This is a genomic window from Pantoea sp. Fr-CA_6 (assembly GCF_024520895.1).
Classification (GTDB): Bacteria; Pseudomonadota; Gammaproteobacteria; order Enterobacterales; family Enterobacteriaceae; genus Pantoea; species Pantoea agglomerans.
The window spans coordinates 185,746-208,854 of record NZ_JALNPO010000003.1 but is presented as its reverse complement, the minus strand read 5'-3'; the positions used below and the strand labels follow the sequence as shown (position 1 = coordinate 208,854).

Sequence of the window (23,109 nt, the reverse complement as noted above, 5' to 3'; positions counted from 1 at the left end):
TAGCGATGAAATAAAGGCGCAATTAAAAGACATGCATTTTGCAGGCAGCCCCTCCTGCAGGTAATGACCGATATCATATTTACGTAAGAAACGTCTGACGAATAACATAAAATGGCTAAATTAAATCTAACCTATATTATGAGAATGACAACGTTGTTTTTGTTTAGCTAAGGTTTAAGTATGCTGATGCAGTGTGCATCGGTTTATACTCTGGCTCGCAAAAGGAAACTCTGATGAAAAAACAGAGCATTATCATGCTTTGCGGTTTCGTTATTCTCGCGGTCGCCGCAACGACTCTGGTGGGCTTACTGACCTGGCTGGTGGTCTCTCAGATGGCGGCGTAAGCCGATTCAGGCGAAGCGGCCCTGCCGCTTCGTTAAACTTATATGACGAAGATTAAAAATAAGTTTATCCCGGTCGCGATAAGCATCAGGGTTTATTACGCCTTAATGCTTATCAAACCGCAGTTTAAAAGCTGATGTTAAGGCGAAGAAAATGATTAAACGCAAGGTTATCCTCATTTTGCTCTGTTGTTTTTTTATGACAGCGTGCGATGAAAAAAAAGAACCGGATGCTCCCCCGCCCCGCGTAATTAAAGTTTTCACCCTTGAGTCGGACATCGCTCAAAATATCCGGGTATTTCCTGCGCGTATTCAGGCGGGTGATAATACCGATCTTGCGTTTAAACGGGCAGGCCAGCTGGTACAGCTTGATATTCGTGACGGAACGCCCGTGAAAGCGGGACAGCTTCTCGCTACCCTGAATGATGCAGATGCGAAACTACGGGTACGCGACCGCCAGACTGCACTGCAGCTGGCGGAGCGACAATTTCAGCGTTTCAATACGCTGGCCCAGCGCAGCGCCGTTTCAAAGTCTGAAATGGATGTGCAGCGTGCTAATCGCGATGCCGCCGCGACTGCGCTGAAAATCGCACAGGAGGAGTTACAGTTTCTTAGCCTTCGCGCGCCGTTTGATGGCGTGATTGCAAGGGTACAGGCGCGTAATCATCAGGTCGTGGCCGCCGGACAGCCCATTGCGCTGCTGACCCGTGCCGATCTGCTCGACGTCATCTTTACGCTGCCCGAAACCCTCTTCACCAGCCTCGATATCCAGAATATTGACTATCAGCCTGAGGTGCAGTTTAACGCCCTGTCAGGCCGCTTTTTCACCGCACAATACAAAGAGCATACCAGCCAGACGGATGCCGCCACGCTGACCTATCAGGTGGTGCTGACCATGCCGCGTCCGGCTGATCTCCCTGGCGTTGCCGGCCTCAGCGGATCGGTGCGCGTCAGGCTGCATAACCTGCCGAATGCCCCTGCCCAGCCGCGTCTGGTCGTGCCTGCGGCGGCGGTGTTCAATCCCGATCGCAGCCCCACCAATCAGCCGCACGTCTGGCTGGTTGAGCAGGATGGCGAGGCGCTGCGCATCAAAGATCGACCTGTCGAAGTGGGTCGTCTCACCGCCCAGGGCATTGAAATCATCAGCGGGCTGAAGCCGGGCGACCGTATCGTTGCCGCCGGTGTGGGTGAGTTGCGTGACGGTGAAGCGGTGCGCATCTGGCAGCGCGAGCGGGGGTTATAATGCGTATTCAGGAGCATTTTCTTGATAAACCCATTCGTATCTGGATGGTCATTCTGCTGCTGGGCGTGGGCGGAATCTATGCGCTGCTCAACATTGGCCGCCTCGAAGATCCGCTGTTTACCATTAAGTCGGCGGTTATTGTCACCCACTATCCCGGCGCGTCCGCACAGCAGGTTGAAGAGGAGGTAACGCTGCCGCTGGAGAATGCGCTGCAGCGCCTGCCGTCGCTGGACAATGTCACGTCCATTTCTGGCAATGGCCTGTCGCAGATTACCGTTAATATTCATACCCGCTATCTGGCCGATCAGCTGCCGCAAATCTGGGATGAGTTACGTCGTCGGGTCGGCGATGCGGCCCGGCAGTTCCCGCCTGGCGTTCAGGCCCCGCTGGTTAACGATGATTTCGGCGATGTTTATGGCTACTTCTTCGTCATTCACGGTAAAGACTTTACCAACAGCGAACTGCGCAACTATGCCGATCAGCTGCGGCGCGATCTGGTGCTGGTGCCGGGTGTGGCTAAAGTTGCGGTAGCGGGCGTCGAGCAGGAGGAGATCCGCATCGCTCTCTCCGCCAGCAAAATGACCGCCTATGGTATGACGCCGCAGCGCGTCGCCGATCTGCTGAGCCGGAATAACAGTGTTGCCAGTGCCGGAACGCTGCGGGTCGACAGCGAATCGATCCGTTTTCATCCCACCGGCGAACTGCAGACGCTGGACGATCTGGCTAATCTGCCGATTCTGCCCGCTGGCAACCCACAGAACGTGCATCTGCGCGATATCGCCACCCTGACGCGTGGCGTTACCGACAATCCCGCCAATATCTACTTTGCAGACGGTGAAGCGGCTCTGGCTATCGGCATTTCGTTCGCGCCCGGCGTCAATGTGATTGATGTTGGCGACGCGCTTTCCGCCCGAATGGCGCACTACCAGCAGGATACGCCCGCCGGTATCAGCCTGAAGGTGTTCTATAACCAGGCCCATGAGGTGAAACAGTCGGTTGATGGCTTTATCCTCAACTTCCTGATGGCGCTGGCGATTGTGGTGGGAACGCTGCTGCTGTTTATGGGCCTGCGCAGCGGCATGGTGATTGCCGCCTCGCTGGCGCTTAACGTGCTTGGCACACTCCTGATCATGTACCTGTTTAAACTTGAGCTGCAGCGGGTGTCGCTGGGCGCGCTGATTATTTCGCTCAGCATGCTGGTGGACAATGCCATTGTGGTGGTCGAAGGGGTCAAAATCGATCACCAGCGCGGTCACCCTTTACAGCAGGCCATTGCCCGTATGGTACGGCGCACTGCCCTGCCGCTGCTGGGTGCCACGGTGATTGCGATTCTCGCCTTTGCGCCGATTGGCCTGTCGCAGGATTCGACCGGCGAATATTGTAAATCGCTGTTCCAGGTGCTGCTGATTTCACTGATGCTGAGCTGGGTCACGGCGCTGACCTTAACGCCGGTGTTTATCAACTGGAGTGAGAAGCGCCGCAGCACGGCTCAGCCTGAGCAAACCGAACCCTCCACGCCTTATCAGGGCATCGTATTCCGGCTCTATCGTCAGGCGCTGGGCGGCCTGCTGCGTTTCCGCCTGACCACGCTGACGGTAATGGTGGCACTGCTGGCTCTGTCGCTGTATGGCTTTACACTCGTGAAGCAGAACTTTTTCCCCTCCTCCAGCACGCCGGTCTTTTTCACCGATCTCTGGCTGCCCTATGGCACCGATATTCATTACACCGCGAATACGGCGGCGGATATTGCCCGGTTCATTAATCAGGATCCTAAGGTCGCAGCCACGGTCACGACGGTGGGCCAGGGCGCTCTGCGCTTTACCCTGACCTATGACGCGGCACGGCAGTACAGCAACTTCGCCCAGATTATGGTGCGGGTTAAGGATGGCCGACAGCTTGATGCGCTGGCGCTGAAAACCGAGGCCTATATTGAGCAGAACTTCCCACAGGTGAATCAGCGCATCAAACGTATCCAGTTTGGCAGCGCCAGTGACAGCGCCATTGCCCTGCGGGTGATCGGCCCCGATCCCGAAGTGCTGCGCCACATCGGCAGCCAGCTGGATGCCATTTTCCTGGCGGATGGCTCAACGTTTCCGGTTCGCAATGACTGGCAGGAGCGCAGCAAAGTGATCCGCCCGGTCTATTCGGCGCTGCGTGGTCAGGAACTGGGTATCGATAAACGTGACATCGATCAGGCGCTGAGAATGAATTTCAGCGGTGACGCGGTGGGCATTTTCCGTGACGGTTCGCGGCTGATGCCGGTGATGCTCTATCCGGCTGATGAAGAGCGGCGGAGTGTCGATCACATCGAGAATATTCAGCTGTGGAGTGCGGCCCTGCAGCACTTTGTGCCCCTGAGCAATGTGATTTCTGACTTCCGGCTGGAGTGGGAGAATCCGCTGATTATGCGTCGCGATCGTACGCGCGTGCTGACGGTGCAGACCGATCCCGATCCCGCTTCAGGGTTAACCTCCGCACAAGTGGTGGCGCGGGTTCAGCCACAGATCAACCAGCTTAAACTCCCGGCGGGCTACCGGCTTGAATGGGGAGGTGAGCTGGAGAGTTCACGTGAAGCGCAGAGCGGGCTGCTGAGTTCGCTGCCGGTGGGATTCCTGGCGATGTTCATCATTACCGTGCTGATGTTTAACTCGCTGCGCGACGCCGTCGCTATCTGGATCACCGTGCCGCTGGCGCTGATTGGCGTCACCTGTGGCTTTTTGTTCACCGGTATTCCGTTTGGCTTTATGGCGCTGATTGGGCTGCTGAGCCTGTCGGGTATGCTGATCCGTAACGGGATCGTGCTGATTGAGGAGATCAGGCTGTTCCGGCAGGAGAAATCGCTGCAGCTGGCGATTATTGATGCGGCGACCTCACGTCTGCGTCCTATTCTGCTCACTGCCTTCACCACGGTGCTTGGCCTGCTGCCGCTGCTGCGCGACGTCTTTTTCCAGAGCATGGCGGTGGTCATTATTTTTGGCCTCGGGTTCGCGACAGTATTGACCCTGCTGGTGCTGCCGGTCATCTATCGTTGCTTCCATGGCCGGGAGGCGCGCGGTGAATAAGAGCGGACTGGCAATGCTGAAGACGCTGGCCTGTATCACCGCCGTCTCGTTTTTCACGCTTTACCAGAGCTACGATAGCTACCATTACGACATTAATCTGACGCTGAACGTGCTGAGTTTTGTTTCGACAATCGCCACGCCGCTCTATTTTCTGCTCAGCGGTTATATTGATGCCGGTGAGCTGCATACACCCGCGTGGCAGCTCGGCAAAATTCGCCGCATTCTGCTGATTTTTATCTTCTGGTTCAGCTTTTTCTGGTTTGCCGGGATGCATCATAAGGGCTATCTGATTCAGCCGTGGTTTGTAATTGCGCTGATTGTGATTTATGTGTCGCATCCGCTGATTGACCGACTCATTCAGCGGCCTGGGCTGATGGCATCGGGGATTTTACTGCTGCTGGTGTTAGCTTTTGCCTATGACCTGCTCGCCAGCCTCTACCCGGGCCAGCGGGCCTTTTCGCTGCTGCCGCAATACCGAATCTGGACCTGGGTGCTCTACTACCTCACGGGTCGGCTGATGGCCGCGCCGCGCGTGATGCAGTTGCTGACATCACCCAGAGTGATAAAGATCAGCCTGCTGCTGCTGCCCGCGGTTTATCTCTTTACCTGGCTGTATGAGCGTCATTACTTTCTTGCGCGCTTTCTGGCGACCCATAACGATGTGGTGCTGACGGGCTCGCAGGTTTATCTGCTGGTGGTGCTGATTGTGATCAGCATTAACGCCATTCGCCTGCCGGAAAAAGTCCAGTGGCTGACGCCGTTTCTGACGACCCTGGGGAAGACCATGACCGGCGTCTATATCCTGCACTATCTGATTTTTGGCCTGCTGGCGGCGGCAATCCGCATCCAGACGCTGGGCGATAAACTGCTGGTCATCGCCCTGACGTTAATCTTCTCAATGGCGCTGTCACTGCTGCTGTTGCGCATCCCCGGCGTCAGTAAGCTAATCAGCCTGTAGTCGCAGGGCGGCTCGTTCGGTTGCCGCACGACGAGTGGCAAGAAACTCAGCCATTTTCGCCCGCGCCTGCTCCACTTCCTGTGGCGATGCGGTATGCGGCGAACCGCTGGTAAACGGCGGTTCAGGATCATATTCCATCTGCAGCTGAACCGATTTCGCCACCGCGTCACCCGCAATTTCTGCCACCAGCGTCAGGGCAAAATCGATACCAGAGGTCACGCCTGCGCCGCTGATACGATTGCGGTCGCGCACCACCCGCTCACTGACCGGCTCCGCGCCCAGCAGTGCCAGCTGATCGATGGAACTCCAGTGCGAGGTCGCACGATATCCCTTTAGCAGTCCGGCGGCCCCCAGCACCAGCGAACCGGTACAGACCGACGTAACCCACTTCGCCTGTTCGGCCTGCTGACGAAGGAAATTCAGCGTGACGTCATCCGACATCAGGGCGATCTGTCCCGGCCCGCCAGGCACACAGATCACATCCAGTGGCGGACAATCTGCAAACGTAGTGGTCGGCAATATCGACAGGCCGCGATCGGAACGCACCGGCTGGCGATCTTTCCAGATGAGATGGCATTCGACACCAGGCGTGCGCGCAAACACCTCCCACGGGCCGGTTAAGTCGAGCTGAGTGACATCAGGGAACAGCAAAAGACCAATCTGTAGCGGACGATTCATGCGTGAACTCCGGGCAGGTGATGAAACGCCATCATGCCGCGATGCCCGGTCAGATATCAATCCCGGCTACCGGAAACTATTTCCAGCGTATCCACCAGCGATGAGGGTAATATCTGGCCGTGACTCTGACCGGGATAACGCGTCAGAATCAGTCTGGCACCGCTCGGGCGCAGGATGTCGGTAAGCGCACGCTCTTCCTGCTGAAGATCGTCAGAGTGGCCGGTTCGGCGTTCGGTGATGCCATCGCCCTCCATCAGATAGAGCGACAGATGTTTAAGCGGTCCGGCGTCGGCGCGTCGGGCCAGGGTAAGAATGCGCTGATGATTCCAGCTCAGCGAGGGAGCAGCCGAAAAGTAATGGCTGAACCAGGCGGCATGAAAGAAGGTATCCAGCACGAACAGTCCGCCGTAGGAGTGCCCCCAGAGCGCACGCCGCTGCGGATTACTGGGCGCAAGACGTTCTGCCCACGGGACAATTGTGTTCAGCAGCAGCTGACGAAACTGATGGCTGCCTCCGCCTTTGCGGCCATGAGGCTGAGTGACCAGAGTATCAGGCGCATCATTGGGTGGGGTGTAGTCGTAATTACGCGCCACCACATCAAAGGGCAAATGGGTGTCGTAACCCACCGCGACCAGCACTGGCGGCGTGCCGCTGCTCAGCTTTTTAAGCAGAGGTTCTGTCAAATGTGCCATCGCCGCATTGCCATCCAGTAGCCAGAGCACCGGATAGCCGCCTGGCGGCGCATCGCTTTTGGGGATAGCAAGCCACACCCGATAGTGCCGTTCCCCATCCTGTGAGACAAACTTTTTACTCTGGAAGCGATACCAGGCGGAGCCTGTGTCGGCGATGTTCTTGCCCAGCGGACGCATATCGGGTCGGGCAATAGCCGGAACGGCGGTTAAACCGGCTGTCATCATGGTCAGCAGCATCAGGAGGAAACAGGTACGGATAGTGTTCATTCAGCAATCCCTGCAAGGTTATCGGGCTAATCACGCCTGAGAGAGTGCCATCCTGACAAATTTTCACTGCGATAACATCCCCGCTTTTGCCGGGGTTAATAACATCCTCAGGGCACGCCGAGAAAACGCAACAGCGCCGTCATCGCCGCCGCCCCCAGAATAATCATAATCAGCGGCGCACGACGCCACGCCAGCAACAGGGCAAAGCCCACGCCCGCCACCCGTGCCACACCGGCAAAATGCTGGCCTTCAAACAGCGTGGTGGTGGCCGCTACCGCCAGCAGCAATATCGTGGCGGCGTCGGAGAGCATCTGCTGGGTGCGCTCGCTGATCGGCAGACGGTTTCCCAGCCTGACGCCTGCAAACCGCATCAGATAGGTTCCGGCAGCCAGCAGGGCAATCCCGGCGATAATCATTCCCTGATGTGTCATTTGCGCGATCTCCATGTCAGCAGGCCCAGCAGTGAAAACAGCACCGGCATGCCCGCCGGAACCAGTGGCGTCGCCAGCAAGGAGAGCAGCGCGCCGACGGTCGCGGGGATCCGGGTGCGTCGCTGGCGCAGCGCCGGGAAGATCAGAGCAATCAGGATCGCCGGAAACACCGCATCCAGTCCGATCACCGAGACATCAGGAATAAACTGCCCGATTGCTGCCCCGATCATGACGCTGACCGGCCATATCAAGCCGATACCGATACCGCACAGCCAGTAAGCACTGCGGCGCTGCGCCAGTTGCGGCTGAGAGATCCCAAACACCACACTTTCATCGTTCATGATGTGACAGCCCAGCCAGCCTGACGGACCCTGCCCCACCAGATCCTTGACCGCGATGCCAAACGGCAAATGACGTGCGTTTACCAGCAGGCCCGCTGCGGCGGCGGTAAATGGACTGCCGCCACCGGCCACAATGCCGATAAACAGGAACTCCGACGCCCCCGCCAGCACCAGCGTTGAGAGCGCCAGCGGCACCCAGAGCGGAAACCCGTCGGCCGACGCCAGCGAGCCATAGGATAAACCAACAATTCCATCAGCCAGGCAGACCAGAAAAATCGCTTTGATCACCCCTTTGTCCAGCAACTGCATTTGCGGAAAAAGCATCACTCTGTCTCATAATGAACATATAATCCGATATAATGAACACTGCGAAAACGTTTTACAAGATGAACGTTATGTTCGATATAAAAAACATTCAGGTTATCAGGAGTGCGTTTGAATACCCCTATCAGCATTATTGCCAATGCCTTAGTACGTGAACGCCAGCGAGCCGGTCTTTCACTGGCTGAAGTGGCGCGCCGCGCAGGGATCGCTAAATCTACGCTGTCACAGCTGGAAGCGGGTAATGGCAATCCGGGCATTGAAACCCTGTGGTCGCTTTGCGTAACACTGAACATTCCATTTTCACGTCTGCTGGAGCCGGATGCGCGTCGTCTGCAGGTGATTCGGCGTGGAGAGGGCCTGACGGTTACCGCCGATCTTGCCGATTATCAGGCCGTTTTGCTGGCCTCCTGCCCGCCCGGCGTTCGGCGTGATATCTATCTGCTGGAAGTTCAGCCCGGCAGCGAACGCATTTCCCAGCCCCATATCCCCAATACCATTGAGCATATTATTATCGCTAAAGGGCGTGCGCTGGTGGGTCCGGTCGACAGTGCGGTGGAGCTGGATGTGGGGGATTACATTACCTATCCGGGCGATGAGCTGCATATCTTTCGGGCGCTGGAAGCCGATACGATGGCGCTGCTGGTGATTGAGCACAGCTGATCACTGTTTAGTGAGCTTCTGCAGGGTTTCTGCGGGCGTGAGGTGAGTGATTAGCTGCACCTCACTGCTCAGCCTGATCTCCGGATAGTGCTCGCGCATCCCTTCCAGCAGCACCTCATCAGGCCATTCCTCCTGTTTCCCCAGCGTCGCGGCGACTTCGCTTAAGCGCAGCGTGTCGACCTGCGTCACCCACACGATTACCGCGTCCGTTTCATCGTGCTGATTCACCAGTCTCAGCGGACCCATGGTGATATCGCCCTCCTGCCAGCGAATCGTCGAGGTTTTCTCTCCGGACCTGACGGCTGGCGTCAGACGCGGGACAAGCGTGAGTTGTTGCATTTCCACTCCCTTTTAAACGCTCATTGGTACCCACAACAAAAACACAAATCAGGATTGAAAACAAACTCACTAATGTTATGTTATAACGTATCTATAATCGCATTTTCACAGGTAACACCATGACACTCTCTGCTCTGACATCCGACGATCCCCGTCTGCCGGTTGCCGTTCTCTCCGGCTTTCTCGGTGCCGGTAAAACTACCCTGCTTAATCATATTCTGAACAACCGCGAAGGACGGCGGATCGCGGTGATCGTCAATGATATGTCTGAAATTAATATTGACGCTGCGCTGGTGCGCGATGGCGGCGCGCAGCTCTCCCGCACCGATGAAAAGCTGGTCGAAATGAGTAACGGCTGCATCTGCTGCACGTTGCGTGAAGATCTGCTGCTGGAGGTAAAACGTCTGGCTCAGGCCGGGCGTTTCGATCACCTGGTGATTGAGTCTACCGGCATTTCTGAACCGCTGCCGGTTGCCGAAACCTTTACGTTTGAAGATGAAGCGGGTGAAAGTCTGTCAGCCTATGCCCGGCTGGACAGTATGATCACCGTGGTCGATGGCTTTAACTTCCTGCGCGATTATCGTTCAGCCGATGATCTGCAGTCACGTGGCGAATCGCTGGGCGCGCAGGATGAGCGCTCAGTGGTTGATCTGCTGGTGGATCAGATTGAGTTTTGTGATTTGCTGGTGCTGAACAAAACGGACCTGCTCAGCTCGGCGCAGCTGCACCAGTTGAAGGGCATGCTGCAGGCGCTTAATCCGCACGCGCTTATTGTGAACAGTGAGTTTGGGCAGATTCCGCTGGACTGCCTGCTGAATACCGGCCGGTTTGATTTTGACCGGGCAGCGCAGGCACCCGGCTGGCTGCAGACCCTGCGCGGTGAGCATCAGCCGGAATCGGAGGAATATGGCATTCGTAACTTTGTCTATCGCGCCCGTCGTCCGTTCCATCCGCAGCGTTTCTGGCATGCAGTAAACCACCAGCTTGACGGCGTTATCCGCTCTAAAGGCTACTTCTGGCTGGCCAGTCGGCCGGAATATGCCGCAATGTGGTCGCAGGCGGGCGCGGTGGCACGTCAGGGTTATGCCGGGCGCTGGTGGGTCAGCGTGCCGCGAACTGAATGGCCACAGGATGCAGATTCACTCAACTTTATCGCTGAACAGTGGCAGGAAGGTACCGGCGATGCGCGCCAGGAACTGGTCTTTATCGGCATTGAGATGGACGAGAAGAGCGTCCGTGCCGCGCTGGATCATGCGCTGCTGACACCACAGGAGATGGCTGCGGGGCCTGAACAGTGGATCACTCTGGCCGATCCGGTGCCCGCGTGGTTCGATGAAACCACCGCCTGACGCTGCGGTTGACGTACTTCTTTGACTTCGCAATAGTAAACGAACCGGCGGGTAGCAGTTTTCCACTAATCCCTGTTCAGGAGAGACCAGATATGCCACAACGTATTGCCGTAATCGGTGCAGGCGTGCTGGGTTTAGCCGTCGCGCAGTCATTGTCGCGACGGGGCGCACAGGTCACCGTCTTCGATAAAAACTATCCTGGCAGCGGAACCAGTCAGATCAGCTATGCCTGGGTCAATGCCAACGGCAAAGAACCCACCAGCTATCATGATCTTAATGCCCATGCGATAGACGAGCACAAGCGCTGGCAGGCCAGCCATCCTGCATCGCCCCGATGGCTGCTGGAAACCGGCACGCTGGAGTGGGCAGCCGATGAATCATCCCTGCGCCAGCTGGCGCAGCGCGCAGCAAAGCTTACGACGCTCGATTACCCCGTAGAGAAACGTAGCCGCGCCGCACTTCTGGGTGCAATGCCCGAGTTGCGGCTCGATCCCCGCGTTCAGCACGCCTGGTCTTTCCCGTCGGAGTGTCTGCTTTATCCGAGCCTGTTTATCGCCTCTCTGCTGGCAGACCTGCGTACCAGTGGCGGGCAGCTGGTCTGCAACAATGAAGTGACGACGCTCACTGAATCGGCGCAGGATGTCCATCTTACGCTGGCCAGTGGTGATGAATGGCGCGGCGATCAGCTGGTACTGGCGACCGGCCGCTGGGCACCGGAACTGATAAGTCAGTGCGGGCTTGAACTGGCGATGACCGATGCGAATCGAGCCGATCCTGTTGCCTGCAGTTTTCTGGCGCAGACCCAGCCTTTGCCGATCCCACTTAAATGCAATCTGATTACCCCGGAACTGAATGTGCGGCCGGATGGCGGTGGCCGTCTGATGCTGCAGGCGCTGGATCTGGATCAGCACGCCGATCCGGCGCGGCCGGTCTCGCCGGATGGACTGATTGGCAAAGAGATGCTGCGTCGATTGCGGCGGCTGTTTAAAAACACGGAAGGCGCGAGAATTGAGCGGATTGAAACAGGACAGCGGTCGCGTCCGGCAGATGGCTTGCCGGCATTAGGCTACATCAGCGAGTCAGCACGCGTTTATCTGATGATCAGCCATAGCGGCATGACACTTGCCCCATTGCTGGGCAGGCTGGTGGCTGAGGAGATGCTGAGCGGCACAGGCTCACCAATGCTGAGTGCGTTTGCACCGCATCGGTTGCTGCGTCCGCTCAGTGCGGTCGCTAAAACAGCGCCCGCTTATCTTCCGTCGGCACAGTAAACACTAGCGACGATTCTTCCACACGGTCTGCACGTTACAGAATTCGTGCACACCAAAGTGCGACAGCTCACGGCCGTAGCCGCTTTTCTTCACACCACCAATGGTAACGCGCGGATCGGACGCGCCGTTGCCATTAATAAACACAGCACCGACTTCCAGCTGCAGCGCCAGACGATCGGCAATCTCTTCATTACCGCTCCAGACGGTGGCGCTGAGGCCAAATTCGCTGTCGTTGGCGATCTCCAGCGCATGTTGTGGATCCCTTGCGACCGCAATAGCGGCTACCGGGCCAAACAGCTCCTGCCTGAACGCGGTCATGTCGCTGGTGACATCAGCGAGAATGGTCGGCGCGTAGTAGTTACCCTGCCCTGCCACTTTCTCGCCGCCCAGTACCAGACGTGCACCTTCACGCAGCGTGGCCTTTACCTGTCCATCCAGTTCGTCACGCAGATCGGCGCGTGCCATCGGGCCCAGGAAGGTATTTTCATCCAGCGGATCGCCCATGGTGAGTGCCTGGACCGCGGCAGTGAAGCGTTTTTCAAATTCTTCAGCGATCGGAGCTTCCACAATAAAGCGTTTGGCAGCCATACACACCTGTCCGGTATTCTGGAAACGTCCAATAACGGCTGATTTAACCGCTTCATCAAGATCGGCATCCGCCAGCACGATAAAGGGATCGGATCCACCCAGCTCCAGCACGGTTTTCTTAAGTGCTGCGCCCGCCTGTGCAGCGATCGCGGCGCCAGCCCGGACACTTCCGGTAACGGCAACGGCGGCAATGCGGTCATCTTTGATGGCTACGGAGACATCGTCGTTGTCAACGTTGATCAGGTTAAAGCCACCAGCAGGGAGATCGGTTGCCCTGAACAGATCAGCCATCAGTGTGGCGCTTCCCATGACGTTAGGCGCGTGTTTAAGCAGATAGGTGTTGCCTGCCAGCAACATACTCACTGCGCCCCGCAGAACCTGCCACAGGGGGAAATTCCATGGCATCACAGCCAGGATCACCCCGATGGGACGGAATCGCTGCCACGCATCGGCAATCTGAGTGGGCTGATCGGCCAGCATTGCAGGGCCATGTTCCGCATACCAGTCGCATAAGTTAGCGCATTTCAGAACTTCAGCGCGTGCCTGTGCAATGGGTTTACCCATCTCCAGGGTGATCATGCGGGAAAGATCCTGCTCACGCAGACGGATCTGTTCGCCAAGCTGACGCAATACGCGAACGCGGTCCGTCATGGTGCTCTGTTTCCATGCAGCAAAAGCAGATGCGCTTTCAGTCAGTGTCTGTTCCAGCTCTGCACTATTCTGCAAAGGATAGCGTGCCAGAATTTCACCAGTTGTAGGGTTACGTGATAGGGCATGTTCAGTCATGGTGCCGTATTCCTCATTCTGTCAGTGATGGAGAGACGATACGCGCTGTAGTTGATGATGAAAAATGAATAATAGTGAGGAAGTTGTTTATCGATTGAGAATGAATGCGGCTATGACCGATTAGTCGGTCAGGCAGTGGGCAGATTGCGGGCCAGTTTTTGCTGGTGGTCAACACGTCTGAAAATGATGTCACGCCTTAAGTTTTCCACTTATACAGTGACCAGATCCTAATAAACGATCCTTAATAGATCATATAGAGATCCTAAGAGATCCCCGATCGTCGCAGGCCGCACCCCACAAGGGCTGAAAGGGTGATCGCGTTCACTATAATCAGTAAAGTGTTCACTGTAATCAGTACTTTATTCACTGTACCAGGTAGAATGTTCACTGTAAACAGTGCTAATGTTCACTGTAGTCAGAAAACGATCCCTTTCATCCACAGAATGAAGATCTTACGCCATGGCAGATAAAGACAACGAAAACAAAGCGTTACTTGAACCTTTTCTGTCAGTGACAAAAAACAGTGGTGAAGTTATTCAGCTTCATCCCAACAAGAATAATACCGTTCAGCCTGTCGCTTTAATGCGTCTTGGGCTGTTCGTGCCGACGCTGAAATCTACTGCACGCGGTAAATCCGGTGCGATGGCATCAACGGATGCGACGAAAGAGCTGAAGAATCTGACGCTGGTGAAAGCGGAAGGCTACGAAAAGATTACCATTACCGGCGCGCGGCTGGATATGGATAACGATTTCAAAACCTGGGCGGGTATTATTCAATCTTTTTCCCGCTATCCGACCAAAGGCGATACCGTCACGCTGCCGTTTATCGATTTTGTGAAGATGTGTGGCATTCCCTCTGCCAACTCTTCAGCTGCCCTGCGCAAGCGTCTTGATGCCTCTCTGCGCCGCATCGCGACCAATACGCTCTCTTTTGAAGGTAACGGCAAGGCCTATCATACGCACCTTGTTCAGTCTGCTTATTACGATCGCGAAAAAGATATTGTGCGCATCCAGGCCGACCCCAAGCTGTTCGAACTCTATAACTTCGACCACAAGGTCCTGCTTCAGCTCCGTGCAATATCCCGTTTGAAGCGTAAAGAGTCTGCGCAGGCGCTTTACACCTTCCTGGAAAGCCTGCCAACCAATCCGGCGCCTATCTCGCTTGCACGCCTGCGTATGCGCCTGAACCTCGGCTCTAAGACCACCACGCAGAACCATGTCGTGCGGCGCGCGATGGAGCAGCTGAAAGAGATCGGTTATCTGGATTACTCAGAAGTGAAGCGTGGCCGCTCAGTCTTTTTTATTATCCACAGCCGTACGCCTAAGCTTGATGGCATCAGTAATCTTGAGAGCATCGATTCGCTGGATGAGATCGAGTTTGATGATTAACCCCTCACGTTCACTGTAATCAGTATTCCTGCGTGGCAGTGTCACTTTCTGCGTCACCGGTGACATTGCGCCATCCACTCTTCATTCACTGTAATCAGTACTCCCCAGGGATTCACTGTGATCAGTAACGTTCACTGTAATCAGTAACCGGGCCGCCGTGCAAAAGTGTGTTCAGACCCTACCCCCCTTCAATGCACCTGATAACAAGGGCTTATAAGTAAGTTAGTGCTTACTCTCATATTGGTTAGCACTCAATTATACTGTGTTTACTGATTACAGTGAATGCCCTGACTTCGGTTGGCTAAGCCTCTCTCTGCTGATTACAGTGAATCCTTTTTACTGACTACAGTGAATGCCTTTGCTCTGCCCTGTTCTCAAAGGGCATTACTGGCTGGCCAGCAAATCAGGGTTGGATGCGGTTTACCATGAGGGGTCTGCTCAGCGTGATTCACATGATACGTATGACCTGAATGACACACGTAACCATAGAGAACAGCGTGACACTGTTACTGATTACAGTGAATGTCTGCTGATGGGCACTACCCTCGCCTCAGCATTGAATCTCTTTAACGGCTTTCCGGATCGCTACTGATTACAGTGAACGTTGTTACCAGATGCCCGGTCTGAGGCGAGTCATAACTGCCATGGCGGGATGCTAATCTTGTACTGATTACAGTGAACGTCCTGCTGATTACAGTGAATGTTTGCTGCGGTGTACCTGAAGGCATTGTGCATTCTACTGATTACAGTGAACGTTAAAGTGAACCTGCTGACGGCATTGCTGATGTATACGATACGGGGCTGGTGCATGACTGGCTGAAGGGCGACAGAAGAAGCCGTTGCTCGCAAGGTCTGGTCACTTCATGACTCGGAACAACGTCGGCACACTCTGATGCAGAACAGAATCGCCTCTGTCTACTTACTGCTAACTACTGACTCATATTACGACCCTGTCGGCACGCCCTGATGCAGAATGGAATCGCCTCTGTCTACTTACTGCTGACTGCTGACTACTGACTACTGACTACTGACTACTGACTACTGACTACTGACTACTGACTACTGACTACTGACTACTGACTACTGACTACAGTGAATGTTTGCGTGGCTGTTCTTCTTCTCATCCCTCTTCCACTAGTAGTGTTACTGACTATAGTGAATGTTTACTGCTTTCTGGATTTACTGATTACAGTGAACGTTTATGGGCTTTACGCTTCTGTATCGCACACCAGACCTTGTTGTGACATTGCCGGTGTATATTCCCTCTCCAGATTCCGATGCTTTTATCATCCGCTGAGGATTATTCAACCCATCCTTACTGACTACAGTGAACGTTTACTCTGCCCAGCTCCCTCTTCTGGCTCCTGATCGGCAAGTTTACTGATTACAGTGAACGTTGCTCTTCACAGAGCTGAACACGTAAAACGCTACTGACTATAGTGAATGTTGCAGTGATGCAGTGGCAAAGATCAGCACAGCAAACGCAGTTACTGCCTGAAAATCCGTTTATGAATGTATCCATCGCTCTTTCGCCTGCTCCATAACGTCACCGAATGAGACACAAGCTTTACTGACTACAGTGAACGTTTGATCTCTCCAGGGCTGTCTTCTGTGTTTTCCCTTTCCCGCTCAATGTACCCGGTTTGTCTGATGATTTTTTAAACCTGTTTGCTCACTACAGTGAATGTTCTGCTGATTACAGTGAATGCTTACCGCAATTAACCTGCAAAATATATTCGGCCAGACGAAATAATGTGATGAAGCTCACCAAAACCCGTGTGGTTACATAAAAACGGAGATTATGTTGAGAAGATAATTTATTGCCTCACGTGCAGGATTTCTGTATAAAGTCATAAATCCTACATGTTTGGAGCAACTATGGCTAATGATGACAAGCAGGTGATGAAGGTTGCGCAGCGTTCAGAACGCATGCTGCTAAGCCTCACCGAGCAAATTCAGGCGCAAAAGCAGGAACTGCATGAAAATACTTACTATCAGGTCTATGCCAAAGCGGCGCTGGCAAAGTTGCCCAAACTGACCCGAGCCAGTGTGGATTACGCAGTCAATGAGATGGAAGAGAGCGGTTATCAATTTGATAAACGTGCGGCCGGTTCTTCCGTTAAATATGCTATGTCGATTCAGAATATTATCGATATCTATCATCATCGTGGCGTGCCGAAGTATCGCGATCGCCATAGTGACGCTTACACCCTGTTTGTCGGTAATCTGAAGGGCGGTGTCTCTAAAACGGTTTCAACCGTCTCGCTGGCACATGCGTTGCGCGCACATCCCCATCTGCTTTTTGAAGATTTGCGCATCCTGGTTATCGACCTTGATCCGCAGTCCTCAGCAACCATGTTCCTGAACCACGAGCGCTCCGTCGGGCTGGTGGAAGCGACTGCGGCGCAGGCAATGCTGCAGAATGTCTCACGAGATGAGCTGGTCAACGAGTTTATCGTTCCGTCGATCATTCCGGGTGTGGATGTGCTGCCTGCATCGATTGATGACGCCTTTATCGCCTCAAGCTGGGATCAGCTTTGTGCTGAGCATCTTCCGCAACAGAACGTTCACGCCGTGTTGTATGACAACGTTATTGCCAAACTGAAAAAAGATTATGACTTCATCTTTATCGATAGCGGCCCGCATCTTGATGCTTTCCTGAAGAATGCGATTGCAGCGTCTGATCTTCTGATGACTCCAGTGCCACCGGCTCAGGTAGACTTTCACTCGACACTAAAATACCTGACACGTCTTCCGGAACTGATTGCGATTATCGAAGACTCCGGCGCGACCTGTCGGCTGCAGGGCAATATTGGCTTCATGTCTAAGCTCTCCAATAAAGCGGACCATAAACTCTGTCATAGCCTGGCGAAAGAGATTTTTGGTGGCGACATGCTTGATGCTGCCCTTCCCCGCCTTGATGGTTTCGAACGTTGTGGCGAATCCTTTGATACGGTTATCTCCGCCAATCCTTCGACCTACGTCGGCAGCAGCGAAGCGTTGAAGAATGCACGATCCGCCGCAGAAGATTTTGCTAAAGCCGTCTTCGACCGTATCGAATTTATTCGCCTGAACTGAGGTTTGTATGAGCGCAAAAAGAATTACGATTGGCAGAACCTTCAGCCAGACTCCACTGGAAAATGACACGCCAGACAGCCAGCACAACCAGACATTCGTTCTGGCAACGGGCAAGCGCGCGTTGTTTCGTTTTGAACGCATTGCCGCCAGCGACGTTGAAAGCAAAACGTTTGTCACAATGGAAACCAACGGTCGCGATCAGGCAGGCCTGACACCTGATTCGCTGCGCGACATTATCCGGACCATTAAGCTGCAGCAGTTCTTTCCCGCTATTGGCGTGATGCGCGATGACCGCATCGAAATCCTGGATGGCTCACGTCGTCGTGCAGCCGCACTCTACTGCAAAACCGGCCTGGACGTGCTGATCACTGACGCGGCCATCACCGCTGATGAAGCCCGCCGACTGGCGCAGGATATTCAGACGGCACGGGAACACAATCTACGCGAAGTGGGTATGCGTCTGTTAACACTTAAAGATGGCGGTTTGTCGCAGAAGGAGATTGCTGAAAATCAGGGTTTGTCCCAGGCGAAAGTGACGCGTGCCCTGCAGGCCGCCAGCGTTCCATCAGATTTGATTTCACTTTTTCCTAATCACGCTGAGCTGACCTATCCCGACTATAAAGCGTTGTTACAGGCTGCTGACAAGTTGAGTGAGTCGGGGCAAAGCGTTGAAGCTCTGATCAAATCCATTTCCAGGGAAATTGATGTGGTCTGTGCCCGTGAAGGTCTGGCCGAGGACGAGCTTAAAAATCATATTCTGCGTCTGATTCGACAGGGCAGCCAGACTCTGATCAAAGAACCGGAGAAAGATAAAACCCAGGCGACTGCGCTCTGGTCTTTTGCTGATAAAGATCGGTTCGCCCGAAAAAAGGTACGCGGACGGATGTTCAGTTATGAATTTAACCGGCAGTCGAAAGAGTTGCAGGAAGAGCTGGATAAAGTTATTGCGGAGACCCTGAAAAAATATCTCAACCGTTAACGTATATGCACTCAAATCAGCCAGCGATAAACGCTGGCTTTTTTTTCGATTTTTGTAGCGAGTCGTCGTTAAAAGAGATGGCGGACACCCAAATTTCAGGCTGAAATCGCCAGATTTTTAAGTGTGAATTCCTGCTTAAGATATTGAAATATAATAAATTGCTTTATTATCTCTTGCTGAAAAACTGCATGAAATCGCCACTTCGCTGAACTCTTTCGCCAGATACCCAGGCCCCTTCCAAACCGCACAGGTCACTATAAACAGAGATAACGTTTTTCGTCTGATGCTATCGTTGATGAATCTCATCGCCGTCAGCGCGCATCCGACGGTCAGAATATTGCAAGTAATGATTTTCCGGGACTGGTTCATTAGTAACCAATCAACTTTACTAAACCTCAGTAACAGCGTACCGGCTTCACACACTCCGCTAAACCCTCTGCCTGGCCTTTCTCCAAACATTAGCCCGCCAGCGATATTTCGTGATTAACTGTTTGTTTTTAATATAAAAGATGCAAGAATTTCAGCCTGAAATCGCCATGCCTGCAGTTAAACGCTCCCTCGTTTCAGGCCTGAGGGCGAACGGATAAGATCAGAAAAGAGGCGTATCTTGAGAGCAGTAAAGTCCTGAACAGAGAGTGAAAAAAGATACTCAGAAACTATCCCTCACTTATCCACAGAAAAAGTGGATAACTTTTTCTGCGCGATAAAATTTTTTTTGAAGAGGTGCGATACAAGATGCAGCTTTGGCAGGGAACTCCATTAAAACCTGATCAGCGCGAAAAGATTGTCACAGTCTGCTCATGACGGAAAGGTAGTTGCATGGCATCAGATTCACTGTATTGGGTAAAGCAGATGAAATCGGCAGCTTACGGACGAAGAGCCCCTATCGGCCTACCTGATAAAAGGCGATGGCTCACTGCACTGCTGTTTACAGTGAATTGCGAGAAATAACGTCTGTATGGCATTGAAACGGGTTATCAGTGGCTGTTATCAGCATACAGCGTAGTTGCTGATGCGCAGAGAGTGCTGACCACTGCAATCAGTAATCAGACCGATGTGAAGTGACGTAATGCAATGATGATCTTCCACGGCAGAACCGAACCTATGCAGAAGAAAACCGGGCCAGGCCCGGTTTTGATATGAATCAGGCTTCAAGCCAGGCGGTTATTTGCTTAACCATGGCATCCGTTGAGATGCCATAACGGTCATGCAGCGTCGGTAGTGCGCCTGCTGCAAGGAAAGCATCCGGCAGCGCAATCTGTTTAAAGCGCGGCGTCACATGATTTCGCATTAACAGGCCGGCAATAGCTTCGCCTAAGCCACCCGTTATCGAATGATTTTCAGCGGTGATAAACAGCTGGTTATGATGCAGTGCTACCCCCGCCTCACGCAGGATGGTCTCTTCATCCAGAGGCTTAATCATGGGTGAGTGAACCACACCGACCTCAATCCCCTGCTTCTCCAGCGCTTCAGCGGCTTCAAGCGCCCGCATGGTCATCAATCCGCTGCTGATAATAATGGCATGCTTACCGCCGCGCAGGCGCTGAGCCTTACCGTGCTGATAGCGATAGTCATATTTATCCAGCACCAGCGGAACCTTACCGCGCAGCAGGCGTAAATAGACCGGGCCCTGATGTTCAGCAATAGCCGGTATCACCTGGCTAATCTCCAGTGCATCACAGGGATCGATGATAGTCAGGTTCGGCATGCCACGGAAGATTGCCAGGTCATCAGTCGCCTGATGACTCGGTCCATAACCGGTGGTCAGGCCCGGCAGTGCGCAGGCGATTTTAACGTTCAGATTCTCTTCGGCGATGGCCATGCAGATAAAATCATAAGCGCGGCGGGAAGCAAAGACGGCATAAGTGGTGACAAAAGGCATAAAGCCTTCACGCGCCATACCTGCTGCGGCGCTCATCAGTAACTGTTCCGCCATGCCCATCTGATAAAAGCGTTTCGGAAAAGCCTCTGCGAACAGGTGCAGATCGGTGTATTTACTTAAATCAGCCGTCAGCCCCACCACATCTGAGCGCTGCTCTGCCAGAGAGACCAGGGCATGTCCAAAAGGAGCTGAAACCGTGGGCTGGCCTTCAGCGGCGATCGAGGCGATCATGGCGGATGTGGTCAGACGTTTTTTTTGCGGTTGTGAACTCATCTCAGACTCCTTGCTCAAGTGCGGTCAGGGCTTTGTCCCACTCATCGGCATCGACCCGAATAAAGTGGGTTTTCTCACGACTTTCCAGAAACGGTACCCCTTTGCCCATTCGGGTATCGCAAATGATGACGCGCGGCTGGGGTTCGGGCCAGCTGCGAGCCGCATCAAAGGCGGCCTGCAAAGCAGAGATATCGTTGCCATCAACCCGCTGGGTGTACCAGCCAAAAGCCTGCCAGCGATCCACAATGGGTTCAAAAGCGAGAATCTCACTGCTATGGCCGTCAGCCTGCTGATTGTTGACGTCGATAAGGGCGATCAGGTTATCAAGTTGCCAGTGTGAGGCGGACATTGCCGCTTCCCAGGTAGAGCCTTCATTCAGTTCACCATCTGAAAGCAGGTTATAGACTCGTGCCTGCGAGCCTTTCTGTTTCAGCCCCAGACAGGCACCTACAGCAATACCTAAGCCATGACCCAGTGAACCGCCGGTAATTTCCATGCCTGGGGTATAGGCAGCCATGCCGGACATCGGCAAGCGGCTCTCATCAGTCCCATAAGTTTCCCGTTCTTCTTCAGGTATCACGCCTGCTTCCAGCAAGGCGGCGTAAAGGGCGATAGCGTAATGGCCAATCGACAGATAGAAGCGATCGCGGTCTTCCCACTCAGGTTGATCCGGCCGGTAATTCATGGCGTGGAAATAGCTGACAGCAAGCAAATCGGCGGCACCCAGCGCCTGACCGATATATCCCTGCCCCTGAATCTGCCCCATTAATAAGGCATGGCGGCGAATATTGGTGGCTCGTTGCTGCAATGAGAGCACGTGTGAAGCGTGACGAGAGTCAGTCATATTACCTCCTGATTAACGATTAACGTCCGCTGCCCGGATGCGCAGCACGCATAGCGCGCCACCCAGCAGGACGGCAGCAATAAAGTACATTCCGGAAGCGGGCGTACCGGTTGCGGTGGTGATGGTGCCTATCAGCCACGGTGAGAAAAAACCGGCCAGATTAGCAATGCAGTTCACGGCGGCGATGCCTGCGGCGGCAGAGACGCCACCTAACAGATTGGTCGGCAACATCCAGAACAGCGATGAGGCGGAAAGAATGCCCGCAGCGGCAATACAAAGGGAGAGCAGTGACAGGGAAACGCTATGGCTCAGCAGAGTTGCCAGCGTCAGTCCGGTGAGTCCGATCAGCATTGGAACAATCAGATGCCAGCGGCGTTCACGATAGCGATCGCCACTGCGCCCGGCCAGCAGCATAAAGATAATGGCGCAGAGGTAAGGCAGACTGGTCAGCAGCCCAATATGCAGCGGTTCACTGACGCCTGAGTTTCTCACCAGCGTCGGTAACCAGAACGTCAGGGCGTACTGACCCATCACCACACAGAAGTAGATCAGCGCCAGCAGCCACAGACGACGGTCGGCGACAAAGGCTTTTACCGTGCCATGACAGGCTTTCTGCTGATTATCCTCATCCAGATCGGCACGCACCCGGCGTTTCTCATCTTCGTCCAGCCAATCTGCCTGTTCAACACGATCCTTCAGAACCAGCAGTACCACTAATCCCATAACAAGGGTGGGGATAGCTTCCAGCATAAACATCCACTGCCAGCCTGCCCATCCGTGAAAGCCTGCAAAGGTCGCCATAATCCAGCCTGAGAGCGGGCCGCCAATCATCCCTGAGAGTGGAATGGCGACAAACCAGAGCACGGTCATACGTGCGCGACGGTGTGATGGAAACCAGTAGGTCAGGTAGAGCAGTAAACCTGGCGCAAGACCGGCCTCGGCGACGCCGAGCAGAAAGCGCAGCAGGTAGAACTGCCATGCGGTTTCTACAAAGGCGAACAGGGCTGAGATGATTCCCCATGTGATCATAATGCGGGCAATCCAGCGGCGTGCGCCGACACGGTGCAGGATCAGGTTACTCGGCACCTCAAAGAAGAAGTAGCCGATAAAAAAGATCCCGGCACCCAGTCCATACACGGTTTCGCTGAGAGACAAATCATCCATCATCTGTAATTTAGCGAAGCCCACATTGACGCGATCAAGATAGGCGCAGAGATAACAGAGCATCAGCCAGGGCATCAGGCGCCAGGCAATTTTGCGATAGGTGATATCGCGCGCAGCAGAGGCTGCGCTCAGATTAAGCGTGGTCATGGTGTTCACTCCCGAGGTTAGCC

18 protein-coding genes are annotated in these 23,109 nt (G+C 54.2%); 9 read left to right on the top strand and 9 right to left on the bottom strand.

Annotation, left to right across the window (positions count from 1 at the left end; genetic code table 11):
• Nucleotides 1–495 precede the first annotated feature (495 nt).
• Genes NR201_RS06995 through NR201_RS06985 form a run of 3 tightly spaced genes read left to right on the top strand, consistent with a single transcriptional unit; the run spans nucleotide 496 to nucleotide 5,604 of the window.
• Complete coding sequence (locus NR201_RS06995) at nucleotides 496–1,584, top strand: efflux RND transporter periplasmic adaptor subunit (RefSeq protein WP_256849562.1); 1,089 nt, start codon at nucleotides 496–498, stop codon at nucleotides 1,582–1,584.
• Complete coding sequence (locus NR201_RS06990; protein WP_256849561.1) at nucleotides 1,584–4,646, top strand: efflux RND transporter permease subunit; 3,063 nt, start codon at nucleotides 1,584–1,586, stop codon at nucleotides 4,644–4,646. The genes NR201_RS06995 and NR201_RS06990 overlap by 1 nt, the downstream gene beginning before the upstream one ends.
• Nucleotides 4,639–5,604 (top strand): acyltransferase family protein, encoded by a 966-nt coding sequence (locus NR201_RS06985; protein WP_010670598.1) that lies wholly within the window; start codon nucleotides 4,639–4,641, stop codon nucleotides 5,602–5,604. The genes NR201_RS06990 and NR201_RS06985 overlap by 8 nt, the downstream gene beginning before the upstream one ends.
• Here NR201_RS06985 and NR201_RS06980 read toward each other — a convergent pair.
• From NR201_RS06980 to NR201_RS06965, 4 genes are all read right to left on the bottom strand, one after another.
• Entirely contained in the window at nucleotides 5,590–6,282 is a 693-nt protein-coding gene (locus NR201_RS06980; protein ID WP_187491787.1) for a DJ-1/PfpI family protein, read from the bottom strand. The two genes, NR201_RS06985 and NR201_RS06980, sit on opposite strands and share 15 nt — an antisense overlap.
• 56 nt (nucleotides 6,283–6,338) lie before the next feature.
• Nucleotides 6,339–7,241 carry an alpha/beta hydrolase gene (locus NR201_RS06975; RefSeq protein WP_010670596.1) on the bottom strand — a complete coding sequence of 301 codons (903 nt, stop codon included), beginning with the start codon at nucleotides 7,239–7,241 and terminating at the stop codon, nucleotides 6,339–6,341.
• 107 nt (nucleotides 7,242–7,348) lie between these two features.
• Nucleotides 7,349–7,672, bottom strand: coding sequence for an AzlD domain-containing protein (locus NR201_RS06970; protein WP_010246806.1), 324 nt, complete (start codon nucleotides 7,670–7,672; stop codon nucleotides 7,349–7,351).
• Nucleotides 7,669–8,337 (bottom strand): AzlC family ABC transporter permease, encoded by a 669-nt coding sequence (locus NR201_RS06965; RefSeq protein WP_010246808.1) that lies wholly within the window; start codon nucleotides 8,335–8,337, stop codon nucleotides 7,669–7,671. Before NR201_RS06965 ends, NR201_RS06970 begins: the two co-directional genes overlap by 4 nt.
• Before the next feature lie 111 nt (nucleotides 8,338–8,448).
• Between NR201_RS06965 and NR201_RS06960 the strand changes: the two genes are divergently transcribed.
• The gene (locus tag NR201_RS06960) at nucleotides 8,449–8,997 is read left to right on the top strand and encodes a helix-turn-helix domain-containing protein (protein WP_010246810.1); all 549 of its coding nucleotides are present in this window, start codon (nucleotides 8,449–8,451) and stop codon (nucleotides 8,995–8,997) included.
• Here NR201_RS06960 and NR201_RS06955 read toward each other — a convergent pair whose 3' ends face one another.
• Nucleotides 8,998–9,336, bottom strand: coding sequence for an ASCH domain-containing protein (locus NR201_RS06955; protein ID WP_256849560.1), 339 nt, complete (start codon nucleotides 9,334–9,336; stop codon nucleotides 8,998–9,000).
• Nucleotides 9,337–9,455: 119 nt separating this feature from the next.
• Here NR201_RS06955 and zigA point away from each other — a divergent pair, with 119 nt between their 5' ends.
• Both zigA and NR201_RS06945 read left to right on the top strand, forming a co-directional pair.
• Complete coding sequence (gene zigA / locus NR201_RS06950) at nucleotides 9,456–10,685, top strand: zinc metallochaperone GTPase ZigA (protein WP_256849559.1); 1,230 nt, start codon at nucleotides 9,456–9,458, stop codon at nucleotides 10,683–10,685.
• 92 nt (nucleotides 10,686–10,777) lie between these two features.
• Nucleotides 10,778–11,956, top strand: a complete 1,179-nt coding sequence (locus NR201_RS06945) for an FAD-binding oxidoreductase (protein ID WP_045139965.1) — start codon at nucleotides 10,778–10,780, stop codon at nucleotides 11,954–11,956.
• 3 nt (nucleotides 11,957–11,959) lie between these two features.
• Here NR201_RS06945 and NR201_RS06940 read toward each other — a convergent pair whose 3' ends face one another.
• The gene (locus NR201_RS06940; RefSeq protein WP_256843976.1) at nucleotides 11,960–13,330 is read right to left on the bottom strand and encodes an aldehyde dehydrogenase family protein; all 1,371 of its coding nucleotides are present in this window, start codon (nucleotides 13,328–13,330) and stop codon (nucleotides 11,960–11,962) included.
• Nucleotides 13,331–13,789: 459 nt separating this feature from the next.
• On the opposite strand from NR201_RS06940, the gene NR201_RS06935 reads away from it, so the two are divergent.
• The 3 genes from NR201_RS06935 to NR201_RS06925 all read left to right on the top strand — a co-directional run bounded on the left by NR201_RS06935 (nucleotide 13,790) and on the right by NR201_RS06925 (nucleotide 18,776).
• Complete coding sequence (locus NR201_RS06935) at nucleotides 13,790–14,719, top strand: RepB family plasmid replication initiator protein (protein ID WP_010246820.1); 930 nt, start codon at nucleotides 13,790–13,792, stop codon at nucleotides 14,717–14,719.
• Nucleotides 14,720–16,597: 1,878 nt separating this feature from the next.
• Nucleotides 16,598–17,797, top strand: coding sequence for an AAA family ATPase (locus tag NR201_RS06930; RefSeq protein WP_010246822.1), 1,200 nt, complete (start codon nucleotides 16,598–16,600; stop codon nucleotides 17,795–17,797).
• A gap of 7 nt (nucleotides 17,798–17,804) precedes the next feature.
• The gene (locus NR201_RS06925) at nucleotides 17,805–18,776 is read left to right on the top strand and encodes a ParB family protein (RefSeq protein ID WP_010246824.1); all 972 of its coding nucleotides are present in this window, start codon (nucleotides 17,805–17,807) and stop codon (nucleotides 18,774–18,776) included.
• Nucleotides 18,777–19,920: 1,144 nt separating this feature from the next.
• Here NR201_RS06925 and NR201_RS06920 read toward each other — a convergent pair.
• The 3 genes from NR201_RS06920 to NR201_RS06910 are packed head-to-tail and all read right to left on the bottom strand — an operon-like array spanning nucleotide 19,921 to nucleotide 23,086.
• A complete protein-coding gene (locus tag NR201_RS06920) occupies nucleotides 19,921–20,931 on the bottom strand; it encodes a transketolase family protein (RefSeq protein WP_256849558.1) in 1,011 nt (336 codons plus the stop codon).
• Nucleotide 20,932: 1 nt separating this feature from the next.
• A complete protein-coding gene (locus tag NR201_RS06915; protein ID WP_031292457.1) occupies nucleotides 20,933–21,775 on the bottom strand; it encodes a transketolase in 843 nt (280 codons plus the stop codon).
• Between the two features lie 12 nt (nucleotides 21,776–21,787).
• The gene (locus NR201_RS06910) at nucleotides 21,788–23,086 is read right to left on the bottom strand and encodes an MFS transporter (RefSeq protein WP_010246829.1); all 1,299 of its coding nucleotides are present in this window, start codon (nucleotides 23,084–23,086) and stop codon (nucleotides 21,788–21,790) included.
• Nucleotides 23,087–23,109: the final 23 nt, after the last annotated feature.